This is a genomic window from Streptomyces sp. NPDC021749, assembly GCF_040640655.1.
In the GTDB taxonomy this organism is placed as follows: Bacteria; Actinomycetota; Actinomycetes; order Streptomycetales; family Streptomycetaceae; genus Streptomyces.
Genome location: NZ_JBFACE010000017.1, coordinates 115,525 through 130,128 on the forward strand (window position 1 = coordinate 115,525; position 14,604 = coordinate 130,128).

The 14,604-nt window shown below is 73.4% G+C and carries 13 protein-coding genes; 5 read left to right on the forward strand and 8 right to left on the reverse strand.

Annotated elements, in window-relative coordinates:
• Nucleotides 1-499: 499 nt before the first annotated feature.
• Nucleotides 500-1,351 carry a response regulator gene (locus AB0G35_RS19135; protein ID WP_360950265.1) on the reverse strand — a complete coding sequence of 284 codons (852 nt, stop codon included), beginning with the start codon at nt 1,349-1,351 and terminating at the stop codon, nt 500-502.
• Nucleotides 1,348-2,724: a sensor histidine kinase gene (locus tag AB0G35_RS19140; RefSeq protein ID WP_360950410.1), complete on the reverse strand. Its 1,377-nt coding sequence runs from the start codon at nt 2,722-2,724 to the stop codon at nt 1,348-1,350. The genes AB0G35_RS19135 and AB0G35_RS19140 overlap by 4 nt, the downstream gene beginning before the upstream one ends.
• Nucleotides 2,725-3,267: 543 nt before the next feature.
• Here AB0G35_RS19140 and AB0G35_RS19145 point away from each other — a divergent pair.
• Nucleotides 3,268-3,939, forward strand: coding sequence for a heme-binding protein (locus AB0G35_RS19145; protein ID WP_360950268.1), 672 nt, complete (start codon nt 3,268-3,270; stop codon nt 3,937-3,939).
• Between the two features lie 327 nt (nt 3,940-4,266).
• On the opposite strand, the gene map is transcribed toward AB0G35_RS19145, so the two are convergent.
• Complete coding sequence (gene map / locus AB0G35_RS19150) at nt 4,267-5,034, reverse strand: type I methionyl aminopeptidase (protein ID WP_360950271.1); 768 nt, start codon at nt 5,032-5,034, stop codon at nt 4,267-4,269.
• A 104-nt stretch (nt 5,035-5,138) separates the two neighbouring features.
• On the opposite strand from map, the gene AB0G35_RS19155 reads away from it, so the two are divergent.
• Complete coding sequence (locus AB0G35_RS19155; RefSeq protein WP_360950274.1) at nt 5,139-5,426, forward strand: helix-turn-helix transcriptional regulator; 288 nt, start codon at nt 5,139-5,141, stop codon at nt 5,424-5,426.
• Nucleotides 5,427-5,608: 182 nt separating this feature from the next.
• Here AB0G35_RS19155 and AB0G35_RS19160 read toward each other — a convergent pair whose 3' ends face one another.
• Entirely contained in the window at nt 5,609-6,184 is a 576-nt protein-coding gene (locus AB0G35_RS19160; RefSeq protein ID WP_360950277.1) for a TerD family protein, read from the reverse strand.
• A gap of 287 nt (nt 6,185-6,471) precedes the next feature.
• On the opposite strand from AB0G35_RS19160, the gene arfB reads away from it, so the two are divergent.
• On the forward strand, nt 6,472-6,900 hold the full coding sequence (gene arfB, locus AB0G35_RS19165; RefSeq protein WP_360950280.1) for an alternative ribosome rescue aminoacyl-tRNA hydrolase ArfB: 429 nt from the start codon (nt 6,472-6,474) through the stop codon (nt 6,898-6,900).
• A gap of 282 nt (nt 6,901-7,182) precedes the next feature.
• Here the strand turns inward: arfB and AB0G35_RS19170 are convergent, their stop codons facing one another.
• A complete protein-coding gene (locus AB0G35_RS19170) occupies nt 7,183-7,797 on the reverse strand; it encodes a flavin reductase family protein (RefSeq protein WP_360950283.1) in 615 nt (204 codons plus the stop codon).
• Nucleotides 7,798-8,120: 323 nt separating this feature from the next.
• On the opposite strand from AB0G35_RS19170, the gene cdgB reads away from it, so the two are divergent.
• Both cdgB and AB0G35_RS19180 read left to right on the forward strand, forming a co-directional pair.
• Nucleotides 8,121-9,791, forward strand: a complete 1,671-nt coding sequence (gene cdgB / locus AB0G35_RS19175; RefSeq protein WP_360950286.1) for a diguanylate cyclase CdgB — start codon at nt 8,121-8,123, stop codon at nt 9,789-9,791.
• A gap of 428 nt (nt 9,792-10,219) precedes the next feature.
• A complete protein-coding gene (locus AB0G35_RS19180; RefSeq protein WP_360950289.1) occupies nt 10,220-11,134 on the forward strand; it encodes a carbohydrate-binding protein in 915 nt (304 codons plus the stop codon).
• Nucleotides 11,135-11,154: 20 nt separating this feature from the next.
• On the opposite strand, the gene pfkB is transcribed toward AB0G35_RS19180, so the two are convergent.
• The 3 genes from pfkB to AB0G35_RS19195 all read right to left on the reverse strand — a co-directional run bounded on the left by pfkB (nt 11,155) and on the right by AB0G35_RS19195 (nt 14,378).
• Nucleotides 11,155-12,081, reverse strand: coding sequence for a 1-phosphofructokinase (pfkB, locus tag AB0G35_RS19185; RefSeq protein ID WP_360950292.1), 927 nt, complete (start codon nt 12,079-12,081; stop codon nt 11,155-11,157).
• Nucleotides 12,082-12,210: 129 nt separating this feature from the next.
• Entirely contained in the window at nt 12,211-13,422 is a 1,212-nt protein-coding gene (gene nagA, locus AB0G35_RS19190) for an N-acetylglucosamine-6-phosphate deacetylase (RefSeq protein WP_360950295.1), read from the reverse strand.
• Nucleotides 13,422-14,378 (reverse strand): ROK family protein, encoded by a 957-nt coding sequence (locus AB0G35_RS19195; protein ID WP_360950298.1) that lies wholly within the window; start codon nt 14,376-14,378, stop codon nt 13,422-13,424. Before AB0G35_RS19195 ends, nagA begins: the two co-directional genes overlap by 1 nt.
• Nucleotides 14,379-14,604: the final 226 nt, after the last annotated feature.

Sequence of the window (14,604 nt, forward strand, 5' to 3'; positions counted from 1 at the left end):
ATGGTGTCACGGCGGTCAGCGGACGGATGTCCGCACCGGCTTTGAGCGGAGCCCGCGGCCGAGCTTTGGGCCGCCACGGCCTTGGCCACCGGGCTTTTGGCCGGGGAGGGGGGCTGCCACGGCCTTGGCCGCCGGGCTTTTGGTGGGGGACTCGGGCCGTCACGGGCAGGCTTCGGTCGCCGGGGCTTTTGAGCGGCCTCTGAGCTGCCTCTGAGCGGCGGCCTCTGAGCTGCCTCTGAGCTGCCTTTGAGCGGGGCCTTTGATGGTGGCTTCGGCTGGCGATTTTGACCGGGCGGGCCGCGCGGAGTCCGGAGAGCGTGAGGGAGTGGCAGGCGACGCCGGGCCATTGCGCTGCGTTGCGCGCCTCGTGCTGTCTCGTCGTACCTCGTGCTGTCTCGTCGTACCTCGTGCTGTCTCGTGGTGCCTCTTGCTGTCTCGTGCTACCTCGCGCTGTCTTCGAAGTGCCTCTTGTTGCCTTGGCTCGTGGGGTGGGGCGTGGTCAGGGCAGAAGGCGTTGTTCCTTGGCTACGGAGACCGCGCCGGCCCGGGTGTCCACGGACAGCTTGTCGTAGATGCGGCCGAGGTGGGTCTTGACCGTGGCCTCGCTGATGAACAGGGCGCGGGCGATCTCCCGGTTGCTCAGCCCGCGGGCGAGCTGACCGAGGATGTCGAGTTCGCGGTCGGTGAGGGTGGGGCGCGGGCTGCGCATCTGGGCCAGTACCCGGTGGGCGACCGGCCCGGAGAGCGTGCTGCGCCCCGCGGCCGCGGCCCGGATGGCGGCGAAGAGCTCCTCCGGCCGCTCGGCCTTGAGGAGGTAGCCGGTGGCACCGGCGTCGATGGCGCGGGTGATGTCGGCGTCGGTGTCGTAGGTGGTCAGGACGAGGACGTGGGGGATCGGGCTGGTGGGAGGAGGGGCGGGGCTGGTCGGGCTGCCGTCCTTGGTGTCCTTGGTGCCCCTGCTGTCCTTGGCGCCCCTGCTGACCTTGGTGTCCTTGCCGCGCAGGGCGTCCTGGCCGCGCAGGGCGTCCTTGCCGTTGTTGCCATTCATGGCGTCCTTGCCGTTCTTGGTGTCCTCCCTGGCGTGGGCGGTGATACGGCGGGTGGCTTCGATGCCGTCGATGCCTGAACCGAGTTGGAGGTCCATCAGGACGACGTCGGGGCGGAGCGCGGCGGCCAGTGCCACCGCCTCCTCGCCGTCGCCGGCCTCGGCGATGACCTCGATGCCGGGGGCGCTGCTGAGCAGGGCGAGCAGTCCGGCGCGGACCACCGCGTGGTCGTCGCAGAGCAGGACGCGTACGGGAGTGTGCGGGGCTTCACCTGCGGGGGAGGAGGTGGAGGCGGAGGAGGTCATGGCGTGCGCTCCAGGGGGACGGCGGCGGACAGGACGGTGCCCTCGCCCGGTGCGGATTCAATGGTGAGGGTGCCGCCGAGCTGCCGCATCCGGGCGTGCATGGCGGGCAGGCCGTGGCCGCGCCCTTGCGCGGCAGCGGTGGTGAAGCCCTGGCCGTCGTCGGCGATGTCGAGGACGACCTGGTCGCCCAGGTAGCTGAGGGTGAGGGTGACGGTGCGCGCGGCGGCGTGCTCGCGGACGTTCGCGAGGGCGCCCTGCGCGATGCGCAACAGCGCGGACTGCACCCGGTCCGGGAGCGGTACGGGGGTGCCGTCCTGGTGGAGGCGCACGCTCAGCCGCCCGCCGGCACCGCCGCCGCCCGGCCCGTCCGTAGTGGCGCCGGTCGTGGGGCCGGTTGCCGGACCGGCTGTGGGACCGGCTGTGGGGCCGGTTGCCGGACCGGCTGTGGGAGCGGTTGCCGGGCCGCTCATACGGGTGGCCAGCCGGCGGAGGGCCTCCGGGAGGGGGGTGCCGCCGGCCAGGTCGGCGGGGGCGAGGTCGTGGACGAAGCGGCGGGCCTCGGCGAGGTTGCGGGCGGTGATCTCGGTGGCCGTACGGAGGTGGCCGCGGGCGGTGTCCGGGGCGCTGTCCCAGGTCCGGTCGGCGGCCTGCAGCAGCATCTGCTGGCTGGACAGGCCCTGGGCGAGGGTGTCGTGGATCTCCATCGAGAGCCGCTGCCGCTCGGCGAGCGTGCCCTCGCGCCGCTCGGTCGCGGCCAGTTCGCGGCGGGTACGCAGCAGGTCGTCGATCAGTGCACGCTGGCGGGCCGCCTGCCGCTCCATGTGGACGAAGACGGCGGTGGCGAGCGCGGCGACGGCCGGCGGGGCCAGCACCAGGATCGGGTCGAAGTCGGTGGACAGCCGGAGTTGGGCGGCGACGACGAAGGCGGTGAGCAGGCCGACCAGCACCGATGCGGCGCCGGCCGGCAGCGTCCGCAGGCCCGTGTAGAAGAGCGGCACGGCGCACCAGGCGAAGCTCGGCGCGAGCAGGACCACGACGACCCAGACCGTCACGACCGCAGCCAGCCAGAGCAGCCGGCAGGTATTGGTCTGGTCGGTCTGCCGGGTGTCCTGCGTGTCGGGCCTATGGGGCCTATGGGGCCGACGGGGCCTACGGGGCCTATGGGGGCTACGGGGGACACGCGCCGTATGGGGGCTACGGGGTGCACGGGGGGCACGCGCCGTATGGCGGCCGAGGTGCGGGCCGAGTACGTAGAGCACGGCCAGGGTGATGCTGAGGGCGATGATCCACGGGGTGCGGGGCTCACCCGGGTGCCGGAGCAGGAAGCGGGCGAGCGAGGCGGCGAGCAGCAGGAAGAACGTCAGGTGCAGCACCGGGACGAACCAGCGGGCGTCGGGGTCGCGTCCGGGGACGGCGGCCGGTCCCGTGTCCGGGAAGGTGGCCGGTCCCGTGTCCGGGAAGGCGGTCGAGCCCGCGTCCAGATTGGCGGTCGAGCCCAGGGTCGGGACGGCGGTCGATTCCGCGGCCGGGGCCACGGCCGGTCCCGTGTCCGGGTCGGTCGGTGCTTCCCGGCCCGCGTCCCAGCCCGCGCCCCTGTCCTTGCCCGCGGCCCTTTCCCTGCCCGCGGCCCTTTCCCTGCCCGCGGCCCGGTCCCTGTCCGCGGCCCGGGGCCGGTCCGCGTCCCTCTCTCGGTCCGCGTCCCCGTCCGGGGGCTGCTGAGTGATGTGCACCGTGGTCTCCTCGTAGGCCGACGTCCGTCAGACGGGCCCTGGCCGGGCGCCGACCTCGTAGTCGTAACCCGGGCGGAGCGGCGCCCGCATCAACCGATCGGCCGACACCGGTATCCCCCATCATGCACGGCGATCCCGGCCGGACCGCCGATCCGGCCGGGCCGCTCGCCCTCCGACGATGGGGGCATGAATCCGAGAACTCCGTTCCGCTCCCACAAGGTCTCCCACAAGGTCTCCCGCATGGCCTCCGGCGAGGACTCCCGCAAGGTCTCCGGCGACGCTTCCCGCACGGTCTCTCGTAAGGTCTCCGCGGTCGGTGCCGTCGCCGCGTCCGCCGCCGTCGCGATCGCCCTGGTGGGCGCGGGTGTCCTCGGCGGTGCCTCCGCGACCGCCGCACCCTCGTCCACGAACTCCGTTGCCACGCCCTCGTCCGTGAACGTCGGCAAGGGCCTCACCCGTACCACCACCCACCTCACCCTCGACGCCGCCACCAAGGCCGCCCAAGCCGCGCTGAAGGCGGCCGAGAAGGCCGGACAGCGAGTCTCGGTGGCCGTCGTGGACCGCAACGGCAGCACGCTCGTCGCACTGCGGGGAGACGGCGCCGGGCCGCAGGCGTACGAGTCGGCGGAGCGCAAGGCATTCACCGCGGTCTCCTGGAACGCCCCCACCTCCGAGCTGGTCAAGCGGCTCGACCAGGCGCCCACGCTCAAGGACATTCCCGGCACCCTCTTCCTGGCGGGCGGCGCGCCGGTCCGGGACGAGGACGCGCCGATCGCGGGCATCGGGGTGGCGGGGGCGCCGAGCGGCACCCTCGACGAGCAGTTCGCCCAGGCGGGCGTGAACGCTCTCGACGGGTAACACCCTCCACGGGTACTCGACGGGTAACACCCTCCACGGGTAAACGCCTGCCACAGGTAGCCGAACGGATCGGAGGGACGGACGGACCGCAGGTGCCGGAGAGGCCGTGGGCTGAACGGGCCGACGCGGGCCGCGATCAGCCGCACGGCCCGGCTACGGCAGTGCCAGCACCCGTGCCCCGGCTACCCCGGCTACGGCAGTGCCAGCACCCGCGTTCCGGCTTACGGCAGTGCCAGCACCCGTGCCCCGGCTACCCCGGCTACGGCAGTGCCAGCACCCGCGTTCCGGCTTACGGCAGTGCCAGCACCCGCGCCCCGGCTACCCCGGCTACGGCAGCGTCAGCACCCGCGGCCCGTCTTCCGTCACCGCGACCGTGTGCTCGAAGTGGGCGGCCCGGCCGCCGTCCGCGGTGCGCAGGGTCCAGCCGTCGTCGTCCGTGACGTAGGCGTCCGCGCCGCCGGCGAGGAACATCGGCTCGATGGCGATCACCAGGCCGGGGCGCAGCAGGAAGCCGCGTCCCGGTCGGCCGTCGTTCGGGACCGGCGGGTCCTCGTGCATCTGCCGGCCGATGCCGTGGCCGCCGAAGTCGCGGGGGATGCCGTAGCCGGCGGCGCGTCCGATGCTGCCGATCGCATGGGAGACGTCGCCGATCCGGGCCCCCGGTACGGCGGCCGCGATACCGGCCTCCAGCGCCCGCCGGGTGGTGTCCAAGAGCCGCTCGTCCTCGGGGCGCGGGGTGCCGACCGTGAAGCTGGTGGCGGCGTCGCCGGCCCAGCCGTCCACCACCGCGCCGCAGTCGATGCTCACCAGGTCGCCGTCGCGCAGCCGGTACCCGTCCGGGATGCCGTGCACGATCGCGTCGTTGACGGACGCGCAGATGACGGCCGGGAACGGGGTGGGCGCGAACGACGGGCGGTAGTCGAGGAAGGGCGAGGCGGCGCCGGCCTCGCGCAGCACGGCCCGGGCGACCTCGTCGAGGTCCAGGAGGCGTACGCCCGGCGCGGCGGCCGCGCGCACCGCGGCCAGCGCGTCGGCGACGACCCGGCCGGTCAGCCGCATGGCGTCCACCGCGGGCTCCGTCTTGATTTCCACCATGGATGACCTCCGCAGGGCAGGGGAGCGCCGGTAGTGCTCCACCGGGGTTGCTCCGACCGGTATTTCTTTACCGGTAATTGTTTACCGGTATTAGTATCACGGGCATGGTGCGGACTCCACTGACTCCTTGGGAGCGGGAACGCGGTGAACGGCTCGGCGCGCTGCTGCGGGCGGCGCGTGGCGGGCGGAGCATGGTCGAGGTCGCGGCGGCGGCCGGGCTGTCCGCCGAGACGCTGCGGAAGATCGAGACCGGCCGGGCGCCGACCCCGGCGTTCTTCACGGTCGCGGCGCTGGCCGGCACGCTCGGACTGTCGCTGGACGAGGTGGCGGTGCTGGCCACCCCGCCCGAACCGGCGGACGGGGCGGGGAGCGGGAGCGGCGCCGCCGCCTGACCCTGCCTGCCCCGCCTGACCCCAGCCGACCTCGCCTGACCTCAGCTGATCTCGCCCGGCCCCGCCTGACCCCACCCCACCCTGCTGACCTGAAACGCATGAAGGGCCGGCCCCCCCGAAGGGGACCGGCCCTGAAGCAAGCTTGCGTCCACCGGCCGCACGGGCCGGCGGACCTCGACGACTCAGACGTTGACGCCGAAGTCCTTCGCGATGCCGACCAGGCCCGACGCGTAACCCTGGCCCACCGCGCGGAACTTCCACTCCGCGCCGTTGCGGTACAGCTCGCCGAAGACCATGGCGGTCTCGGTGGCGGCGTCCTCGCTCAGGTCGTAGCGCGCGATCTCCGCGCCACCGGCCTGGTTGACGATGCGGATGAAGGCGTTCCGCACCTGGCCGAAGTTCTGGCTGCGGTTGTCGGCGTCGTAGATGGACACCGGGAACACGATCTTGTCGATGTCGGCAGGCAGCGCCGCCAGGTTGACGTTGATCTGCTCGTCGTCGCCCTCGCCCTGGCCGGTGACGTTGTCACCGGTGTGGACGATCGACTGGTCCGGCGTGCTCTTGTTGTTGAAGAAGACGAAGTGCTGGTCGGAGTAGACCTTGCCGGTCGGGTTCACCGCGATCGCGCTGGCGTCGAGGTCGAAGTCCGTGCCGGTGGTGGTGCGGACGTCCCAGCCGAGGCCCACCGTGACGGCGGTCAGGCCCGGTGCCTCCTTGGTGAGCGAGACGTTGCCGCCCTTGGACAGGCTTACAGCCATGGGGATGTCCCTTTCCTAGTCAACGCGTCGAGTCGTCGGGCTCCGTGCTGGCACGAAGCTACCGTCACCCACCAGAACGTCGTCGGGGGACCGTGAGGTTCCAGCTCCCTTTACTTTCTTTGCCCAATCCTGATGCCGGTGGCCGTGCGGCAATCCGGTGTCCGTGCGGCGGACCGTGCTGTTCGGCCTCCCCGGCGCGGAATCTGATGTGCGGCCAGGTCAACGGCCAGGTCAACGGGCGTGAAAAGCGGGTGACGGTGCGGCCGGATCCGCGGGATCATAGGACCATGTCCGGGCCCCATGTCATCCGCGGTTCGGTCGTCCTTCCCGAGGCCGAGCTCGTCTGGCGATTCTCGCGGTCCTCGGGTCCGGGCGGCCAGCACGTCAACACCAGCGACAGCCAGGTCGAGCTGCGCTTCGACCTCGGCAGCACCCAGGCGCTGCCGCCGGTGTGGAAGGAACGTGCGCTGGAGCGGCTGGCCGGCCGGCTGGTCGACGGCGTGCTGTCCGTACGCGCCTCCGACCACCGTTCCCAGTGGCGCAACCGCGAGACCGCAGCCGTCCGGATGGCCGCGCTGCTCGCCGAGGCCACCGCGCCGCCGCCCAAGGCGCGCCGGAAGTCGCGGATCCCGCGGGGTATCAACGAGCGCCGGCTGCGCGAGAAGAAGCAGCGCAGTGAGACCAAGCGCGGCCGTTCGGGCCGCGACTGGACCTGAGCGAGCCGCGGCCCCAACTGCCTCCCGCCGGGCGCCCACCCCCACCGCCGGCCCCTCAGTCCACTGCCGGCCCCTCATCCCACTGCCCCTGACCGGCCACCGGGCCCGCAGTCCATCCACCCACGACCGGCACCGGCTCAACCACCCACGTCCCACCGGCTCAACCGCCCACGACCGGCACCGGCTAATCCACCCACGGCCAGCCCCAGCCCAACCACCCCCCGCGGCCGGCCCCAACCCAACCACCCACCCGAGGCCGCCCCCGGCCCGACTGGCGTGCCCTCACCTCAACTGCCGGTAACGCCCCCGGAAGTACGTCAGCGGCCCGTCGTCCTCGTTCCGGATCGCGGTGGACAGGACCCGTCCGATGACGAGGGTGTGGTCACCGGCCACGACGCGCTGTTCGGTGCGGCACTCCAGGGTCGCCAGCGCACCGGTGATGAGCGGAGCACCGGACGCTTCGCCCTGTTCGTGTGCGATGTCCTCGAAGAGCAGTCGGTCGCTGATGCGGCCTTTCATGGCGAATCGTCCGGCAATCTGCCGTTGATGCCCCGAGAGCACGGAAACGGCCCACAGCGGCTGCTCCGTCAGCAGGTCGTCCATCCGGGAGCCATTGCGAACGCTCACCATCACGAGCGGCGGATCGAGCGACACGGAAAGGAACGCCGTGGCGGTCATGCCGACACCCTCGCCACGCGGCCCGGCGTCCGGGTCGTGGGCGGTGATCAGTACGACGCCGGCGGCGAGCCGGGACAGGGCGGCGCGGAACTCGTCGTCACTCACCCCCACAGCATGCGGGATCGGCGCGCCACCCGGCGTGGAGGCCGGCGCGACGGTGGGGGCGGCGGTGGCGGCGGGCCCGGTGGCCGCCGCATCGACAGGGGTTTCCGTGAACACGCCATGAACGCTAACTTCCCGCCGTCCCGGCTCGCATCGGGCCCCGGGACCACCCGCGTCCTAGGACCATCGACGGAGGTCGTATACAGGCGGCGAACCCCTCGGAATTTGCGTTCAGAAAGTGTAGAAAGAGTGAAGGCGGGTCTGCTGCGGCAGGATGGTACGGCACGGTCAACGCTCGCTCACCGTCTGTGACTTGAGTCACAGACGCTTCTAATTGTTGACCCTGTGTACCGAGTGAAGAGCTCACTGTGATTCAGTGAGCGTGGAATCGGACGACAAGAATCGTGGAGTCTGCTGTCGAGGTCTCAGGGGAGCGAGCGATGGAGACCGAGTCGGAGCCATACGTCCGTCTTGCGACCCTGCGGCAGCTGCACCAAGTGGTCGCCGAACTGAACACCGCACGCAGCCTGGCGGACACCTTGCAGACGGTCGCCGACGGCGCCGTCAACGGCCTCGGCTACGAGCTGTCCGCGGTCAACCTCGTGCGGCCCGACGGCGATCTCGTGGTGGCCGCCGTCGCCGGCAGCGCGGGCGCCGAGGCCCTGATGGCCGGCCGGGTCGGCTCGCGCGCCTCCTGGGACCGCCGGCTGTCCATGGGGGAGCGGTGGGGCGACCTGTGCTTCATCCCGCACACCGAGGGCTGGGTGCTGGATGACGACGACGTACCCCAGTGGCACACGGCCGGGCCGGCGCCGCGCTTCCCCGACGAGTGGCACCCGATGGACCGCCTCTTCGCGCCCATGTACACCGCGGGCAACGGCGGCGGCGAGCTGCTCGGCGTGATCTCCGTCGACCGGCCGCGCAACGGCCGGCGCCCGGGCCCCTGGGGGCAGGAAGCACTGCAGATGTACGCCTTCCAGTCCGCGATCGCGATCAGCAACGCCCGGCTGCGGGCGAACATGCAGCGTGCCCTGGTCCGGCTGGAGCGCGAGCAGCAGGCCCTGCGCGCCAGCGAGGAGAGCTTCCGCCAGGCCTTCGAATACGCACCCAGCGGGATGGCCGTGGCCGAAATGGGTGGGGACCAGCACGGGCGGCTGCTACGGACCAACGACGCGCTGTGCCGGCTGCTCGGCCGTACGGCCTCCGGGCTGCGCCGGTACTCGTTCTCCGACCTGGTCCACCCCGAGGACATCGGCACCCTGCTGCGCACCTCCGCCGAGGGCGGCCGCGCGGAGCTCCGGCTGGCCCGCCGCGACGGCACGTACGTGTGGGTCTCGCTGCGCAACTCCGTCGTCGCCGACACCGCCGACGGCCCCCGCTATCTGCTCACCCACGTCGAGGACATCGAGGAGCGCAAGCGGCACGAGCTCCAGCTCGCGCACCGGGCCAGCCACGACTCGCTGACCGGCCTGCCCAACAGCGCCGAACTGCGGGCCCGGCTCGGCGCCCGGCTGTGCTCCCGGCCGGCCGGCTCGCTGGCGGACGCCTACGCCTCCTCGGGCGGCGCGGACCCGCGGGACCCGCACGGCTTCCGGCCGGACGGCAAGGAACCCTTCGACGGCGTCGACGGCTTCGAGGGCAACACACCGGTCCCGTTCGACCACCACGTGCACCTCGTCGCCCCTACGGACGGGCCGGCCGACGACGGCTCCAAGGGGCTCGCGGTCCTCTTCTGCGACCTCGACGGCTTCAAGTCGATCAACGACCGCTTCGGGCACAACACCGGGGACGCGGTGCTGATCGAGGTCGCCCGCCGGCTGACCAGCGGCGTGCGGGACGGCGACACGGTCGCCCGGCTCGGCGGCGACGAGTTCGTGGTGCTCGCCGACGGTCTCGGCACGGCCGACGCCCAGGACCTCGCGGTGCGGCTGCGCAACGCGATCATCCCGCCGATCCGCGTCGAGGGCCGGGCGGTCCGGGTGGGCGCCAGCTTCGGCATCGGCTGGGCCAGCTGCGGGATGACCGCCGAGGAGGTCCTGGAGTCGGCGGACCAGCGGATGTACGTAGAGAAGCGCTCCCGGTCGAAGGCGAACCGGCGGGCGGTGGGCTGACACCGGGCGCCGGCCCGGGCGGGAGCTGCGCGGACGGACCGCACGGGTGCTGTGCGGACGGACGACCGCACGGGAGCTGCGCGGCGGACCGCACGGGTGTTGCGCGGACGGACGACCGGACGGGTGCTGTGCGGACGGAGCGCACGGGTGGTGTGCGGCGGGCCGGACGGGAACCGGCCGGGGGGGGCGCGGGCGCCGCGCGGCGCATCTCACATCGGCGGTCCGCCGGGCCCTGCACCAGCAGTTCACCGATCCGTAGCGATCTCGTGGCCCGCCGGGCTCGGTGTGGCCCGGACATGAGGGGGTAGGCTGCGCCGATGCGGCGCGGCGCCGCGGGGGCCCGGACCTGAGATTCGCGCAGACGTCTGCGCACGCGTACCGACCGACGCGTTCACGACGCGCACACATCGCTTTGGGAGTGACACGGAATGACGGCCGGCAACAACGGCGCGGACACGCCGGAGAACGACGACCCCTTCGCCTACCTCTACCGCGCGGAAGGCGGCGAGGGCGGGGCACCGGGCTCGGCGGGCGCCGGCGGGGCGGCCCGGCAGCCGGGGGTGCCGCGCACGTCGTACAACCAGGTGCGGGCGGTCGGCCAGCGCCAGTACGGGCAGCAGGCCCAGCAGCAGGTCACCTACGGGCAGCCGAACGCCACCTACGCCGCGCCGGAGACCCTGCCCGGCGGTGACCGCACCCGGGCCGTGCCGGCGTCCGGCCACGGCGGCGAGCCGGAGCCGCGGCGCCGCAACGGCCTGCTGATCGGCGCGGTCGCGGTGGTCGCGGTGGTCTGCATAGGCATCGGCGTCGCGATGCTCACCAACAACGGCGGTGACGCCAAGGACACCAACGCCGGCAAGTCCGGCCCGACGGCCGGCGACACCGTCAAGCCCAGCGACCGGCCCACCACCAAGCCCAAGCCGGGCGAGCTCCCCAAGGAGGACGCCGGCAGCCTGCGGCTGGACGGCGGCGCGACCACCGCGAAGGACGTCCCGGGGGCGCGCTCGGCCGGCGGGACGTACGTGGCCGGGATGAACACCCCCGGCGCGTCCGCCACTTGGACGCTCGACGTCGAAGCGGCCGGCAAGTACAAGCTCTGGGTCGGCTACGGCGTTCCCGGCAAGGACGCCAACCTCACGCTGAACGTGAACGGCACGGCCGTCCCGCGCCCGGTCAACATGGAGAACTTCGCCCACGCGCCCGAGGGCGCCTGGGACAAGGGCTGGACCAAGACCTGGTCGTACGTCCAGCTCAACAAGGGCACCAACACCGTCAAGCTGTCCTGCGAGAGCGGGAACCAGTGCGACGTGAACCTCGACCAGGTCTGGCTGGCCCGCGACTGAGACCCGCCGGGGCGGCCTCATCAGGCCGCCGGCGGATGGTCCGTCACCACCACGCTCTCCCGCAGCTCCTCGTACGTCCCCGGGTCGAACTCGCCGGCCGCCGGCGCCCGGACCGTGGCGGCCGACAGGGCCACCGCGCGGGCGAGGCGGGCCGGCCACGGCAGGTCCTCCACCAGGCCGGAGAGCAGTCCGGCGACCGCGGAGTCGCCGGCGCCGGTGGGATTGCCGGCGAACCGGCGGGGCGGGGCGGCCTGCCAGGCGCCGTCCGCGGTGACCGCCAGCATCCCGTCCGGGCCCAGTGAGGCGGCCACCGCGTGCGCGCCGCGGCGGCGGGTGTCGCGGGCGGCGCGCAGCGGCTCGGTGCTGCCGGTCAGGGCGGCCAGCTCGTCGGCGTTGGGCTTGGCGAGGTCGGGGCGGGCGGCCAGGCCCCGGCGCAGCGGTTCGCCGCTGGTGTCCAGGAGGACGGGGACGCCGGCGGCGCGGGCGGCGCGGGTGAGGCGGGCGTAGACGTCGACCGGGACGCCCGGCGGCAGGCTGCCGCACAGCGCCACCGCCCGGGCCTCGCCCAGCAGTTCGCGGTAGGTGCCGAGGAAGGTGTCCCATTCGGCGGGGGAGACGGTCGGGCCCGGCTCGTTGAGCTGGGTGGTGTCCCCGGTGGTCTCGTCGACGACGGCGACCGTGCGGCGGGTGGCGCCGCCCACGGGGACCAGCGCGTCGGTGACCGCCGTCTCGGCGAGCAGGGCGCGCAGCGCGTCCCCGGTGCCGCCGCCCGCGAAGCCGGTGGCGACCGTGCGGTGGCCGAGCGCGGCCAGCACCCGGGCGACGTTCACGCCCTTGCCGCCGGGGCGCTCGGACACCTCGGTGATCCGGTTCGTGCGGTGCGGGCGGAGCCGGGGCACGCGGTAGGTGATGTCCAGGGCGGCGTTCAGCGTGACCGTGAGGATCATGGTCGCCCCTCCGGGCAGTCATGGCCGGGCGGCCTGGGGCGGGCAACCGCGCACGGCGGTGGCATGCGGACAAGTGCGCGAGCGATCATGCCATCGTCGGTGGCGGTTGGCCCAGACCCGCAGCTCACCTCACGCGCTCTGCGGGCGCATCACCCACTCGCCCCTGCGCATGACCCCGACCAGCGCGAACGCCGCGTCCAGCACCACCAGGTCGGCGTCCTTGCCGGCCGCCAGCGAGCCGGTCCGGTCGTCGATGCCCAGCAGGCGGGCCGGGGTGGCCGACAGGGCCTGGACGGCCTGGTCCACCGTCAGGCCGTCGACGAGGACGGCCCGTTGGAAGGCGCGGTCCAGGGTGAGCGTGGAGCCCGCGATGGAGCCGGCCGTGGGGCCGTCGCTGATCCGGGCCACCCCGTCCCTGACCTCGACCTGCATGGGCCCGAGCGGATACATCCCGTCGTCCATGCCGGCCGCACCCATGGCGTCCGTGATGAACGCGACCCGGCCGCCTCCCGCCTCGCGGACGGCCAGCTGGAGCATCGCGGGGTGCAGATGGGTGCCGTCGTTGATCAGCTCGACGGTGATCCGCTCGTCCTCCAGGAGCGCGGCGACCGGCCCCGGCGTTCGGTGGCCGAGCGGCGGCATCGCGTTGAAGAGGTGGGTGGCGACGGTGGCGCCCGCGTCGATGGCCTGCCGGGTCACGTCGTAGGGCGAGTCGGTGTGGCCGACGGCGGCGATCACCCCGGCGTCGGAGAGCAGCCGTACGGAGGCCAGGCCGCCGGGGAGTTCGGGGGCGACGGTCATCATCGCGGCGGTGCCGTGCGCCGCGTCGAGGAGCTTGCGGACGTCGGACGGGTCCGGGTCGCGCAGCAGCCCCGGCTGGTGGGCGCCGCAGCGGTTCGGGGAGATGAACGGGCCCTCGAAGTGGATCCCGGCCAGTTCGCCCTGCTGGACGAGCTCGGCCAGCACCCCGGCCTGCCGGGCGAGTTCGGACAGTTCGCCGGTGACGGTGGAGGCGACCATCGAGGTGGTGCCGTGCCGGCGGTGGGCCTCGATGACGGTCATGCACTCCCCGGGGTCGGCGGACGAGAACGAGCCGCCGCCCCCGCCGTGCACATGCATGTCGACGAAGCCGGGCACGACGAGGTGGCCGGTGAGGTCCACGGCGTCGGCGCCGCGGTCCTCGGTCAGGTCGGCGTCGCGGCTGTGGACCGCGGCGATCCGGCTGCCCTCGACGGTGATCCGGCCGCGCTCGACGACACCGGACGGGCGGGCGATCCGGGCGCCGGACAGGACGGTGCGCCGGGGACCCGCGGCCGGCTGCGCCAACTGTTGCTGTGCCATCAGGCGGTTACCTCCGTGGAGAGAAGATCCCAGGCGAGGAGTCCCGCGCCCAGGCACCCGGCGGCGTCCCCGAGAGCCGCCGGAACGATCGAGGGGAGCCGCTGGAACGTAACGCGCCGCCGGACCGCTTCCCGCAGAGGCGCGAACAGCGTGTCGCCCGCCTCGGCCAGTCCGCCGCCGACGATCAGCATCTCCGGGTCGAGCAGGGTCAGCCCGGTGACCAGCCCGTCGGCCAGCGCGTCCACCGCGTCCCGCCACACCGCCCGGGCGCGTTCGTCGCCGGACGCCACGGCCTTGGCCGCGTCCGCCGCGCTGGCCTCGGGATCGCCGCAGGCCGCTGCCCAGTCCCGGCCCACCGCGGCGGCCGAGGCCAGCGTCTCCAGACAGCCCCGTTGGCCGCAGCCGCAGGCCCGCCCGCCGGGCCGTACGACGATGTGGCCGATCTCGCCGGCGCTGCCGTGCGCCCCGGCCTCGATGCGGCCGCCGATGCCGATGGCGCCGGCGATGCCGGTGCCCAGCGGGACGAACAGGAAGCGGCCGGCGTCCCGGCCGGCACCGATCCGTCCCTCGGCCAGGCCGCCGGTGCGCACGTCGTGGCCGAGCGCGACCGGGACCCCGCCGAGCCGCTCGGACAGCAGCGCGCGCAGCGGGACGTCCCGCCAGCCGAGGTTGGCGGCGTAGACGGCGGTGCCGGAGGTCTCGTCGACGATGCCGGGGACGGCGACGCCGGCGGCCTCGGCGGGGGTGCCGAAGCGGGCGGTGCCGAGGTCGCGGAGCTCGGCGGCGAAGCCGAGGATCGTCTCCACCACGGCGTCGGGGCCGCGCTCGCGGCCGGTGGGCCGCCGTGCCTCGTAGAGCAGGGCGGGCGGTGTCTTCCCGGACGGCGCGGGATCGACCCCTACGAGGGCGGCCTTCATCCCGGTGCCGCCCACATCAAGGGCGATGACATGTCTCACGGGAACAGTTTCGCGCGATGCGCCCCGAAAGGTCTAGTCCACTCACCGGCCCTGTCCCGGGTGAAGGAATTGTGGGAGCCCGATACCGAAGAGCAACCGCGGGTGGTGTAGACCTTGTATCGGACGCGGGTGGAAACCCGCTGTTCACGCCGGGCGAGGGCGATCCCCGAAGCGGCGTTGAGGAACCCGGCAGCACGGGAATTCGGGACAGGAAAAGGGCGGTAAC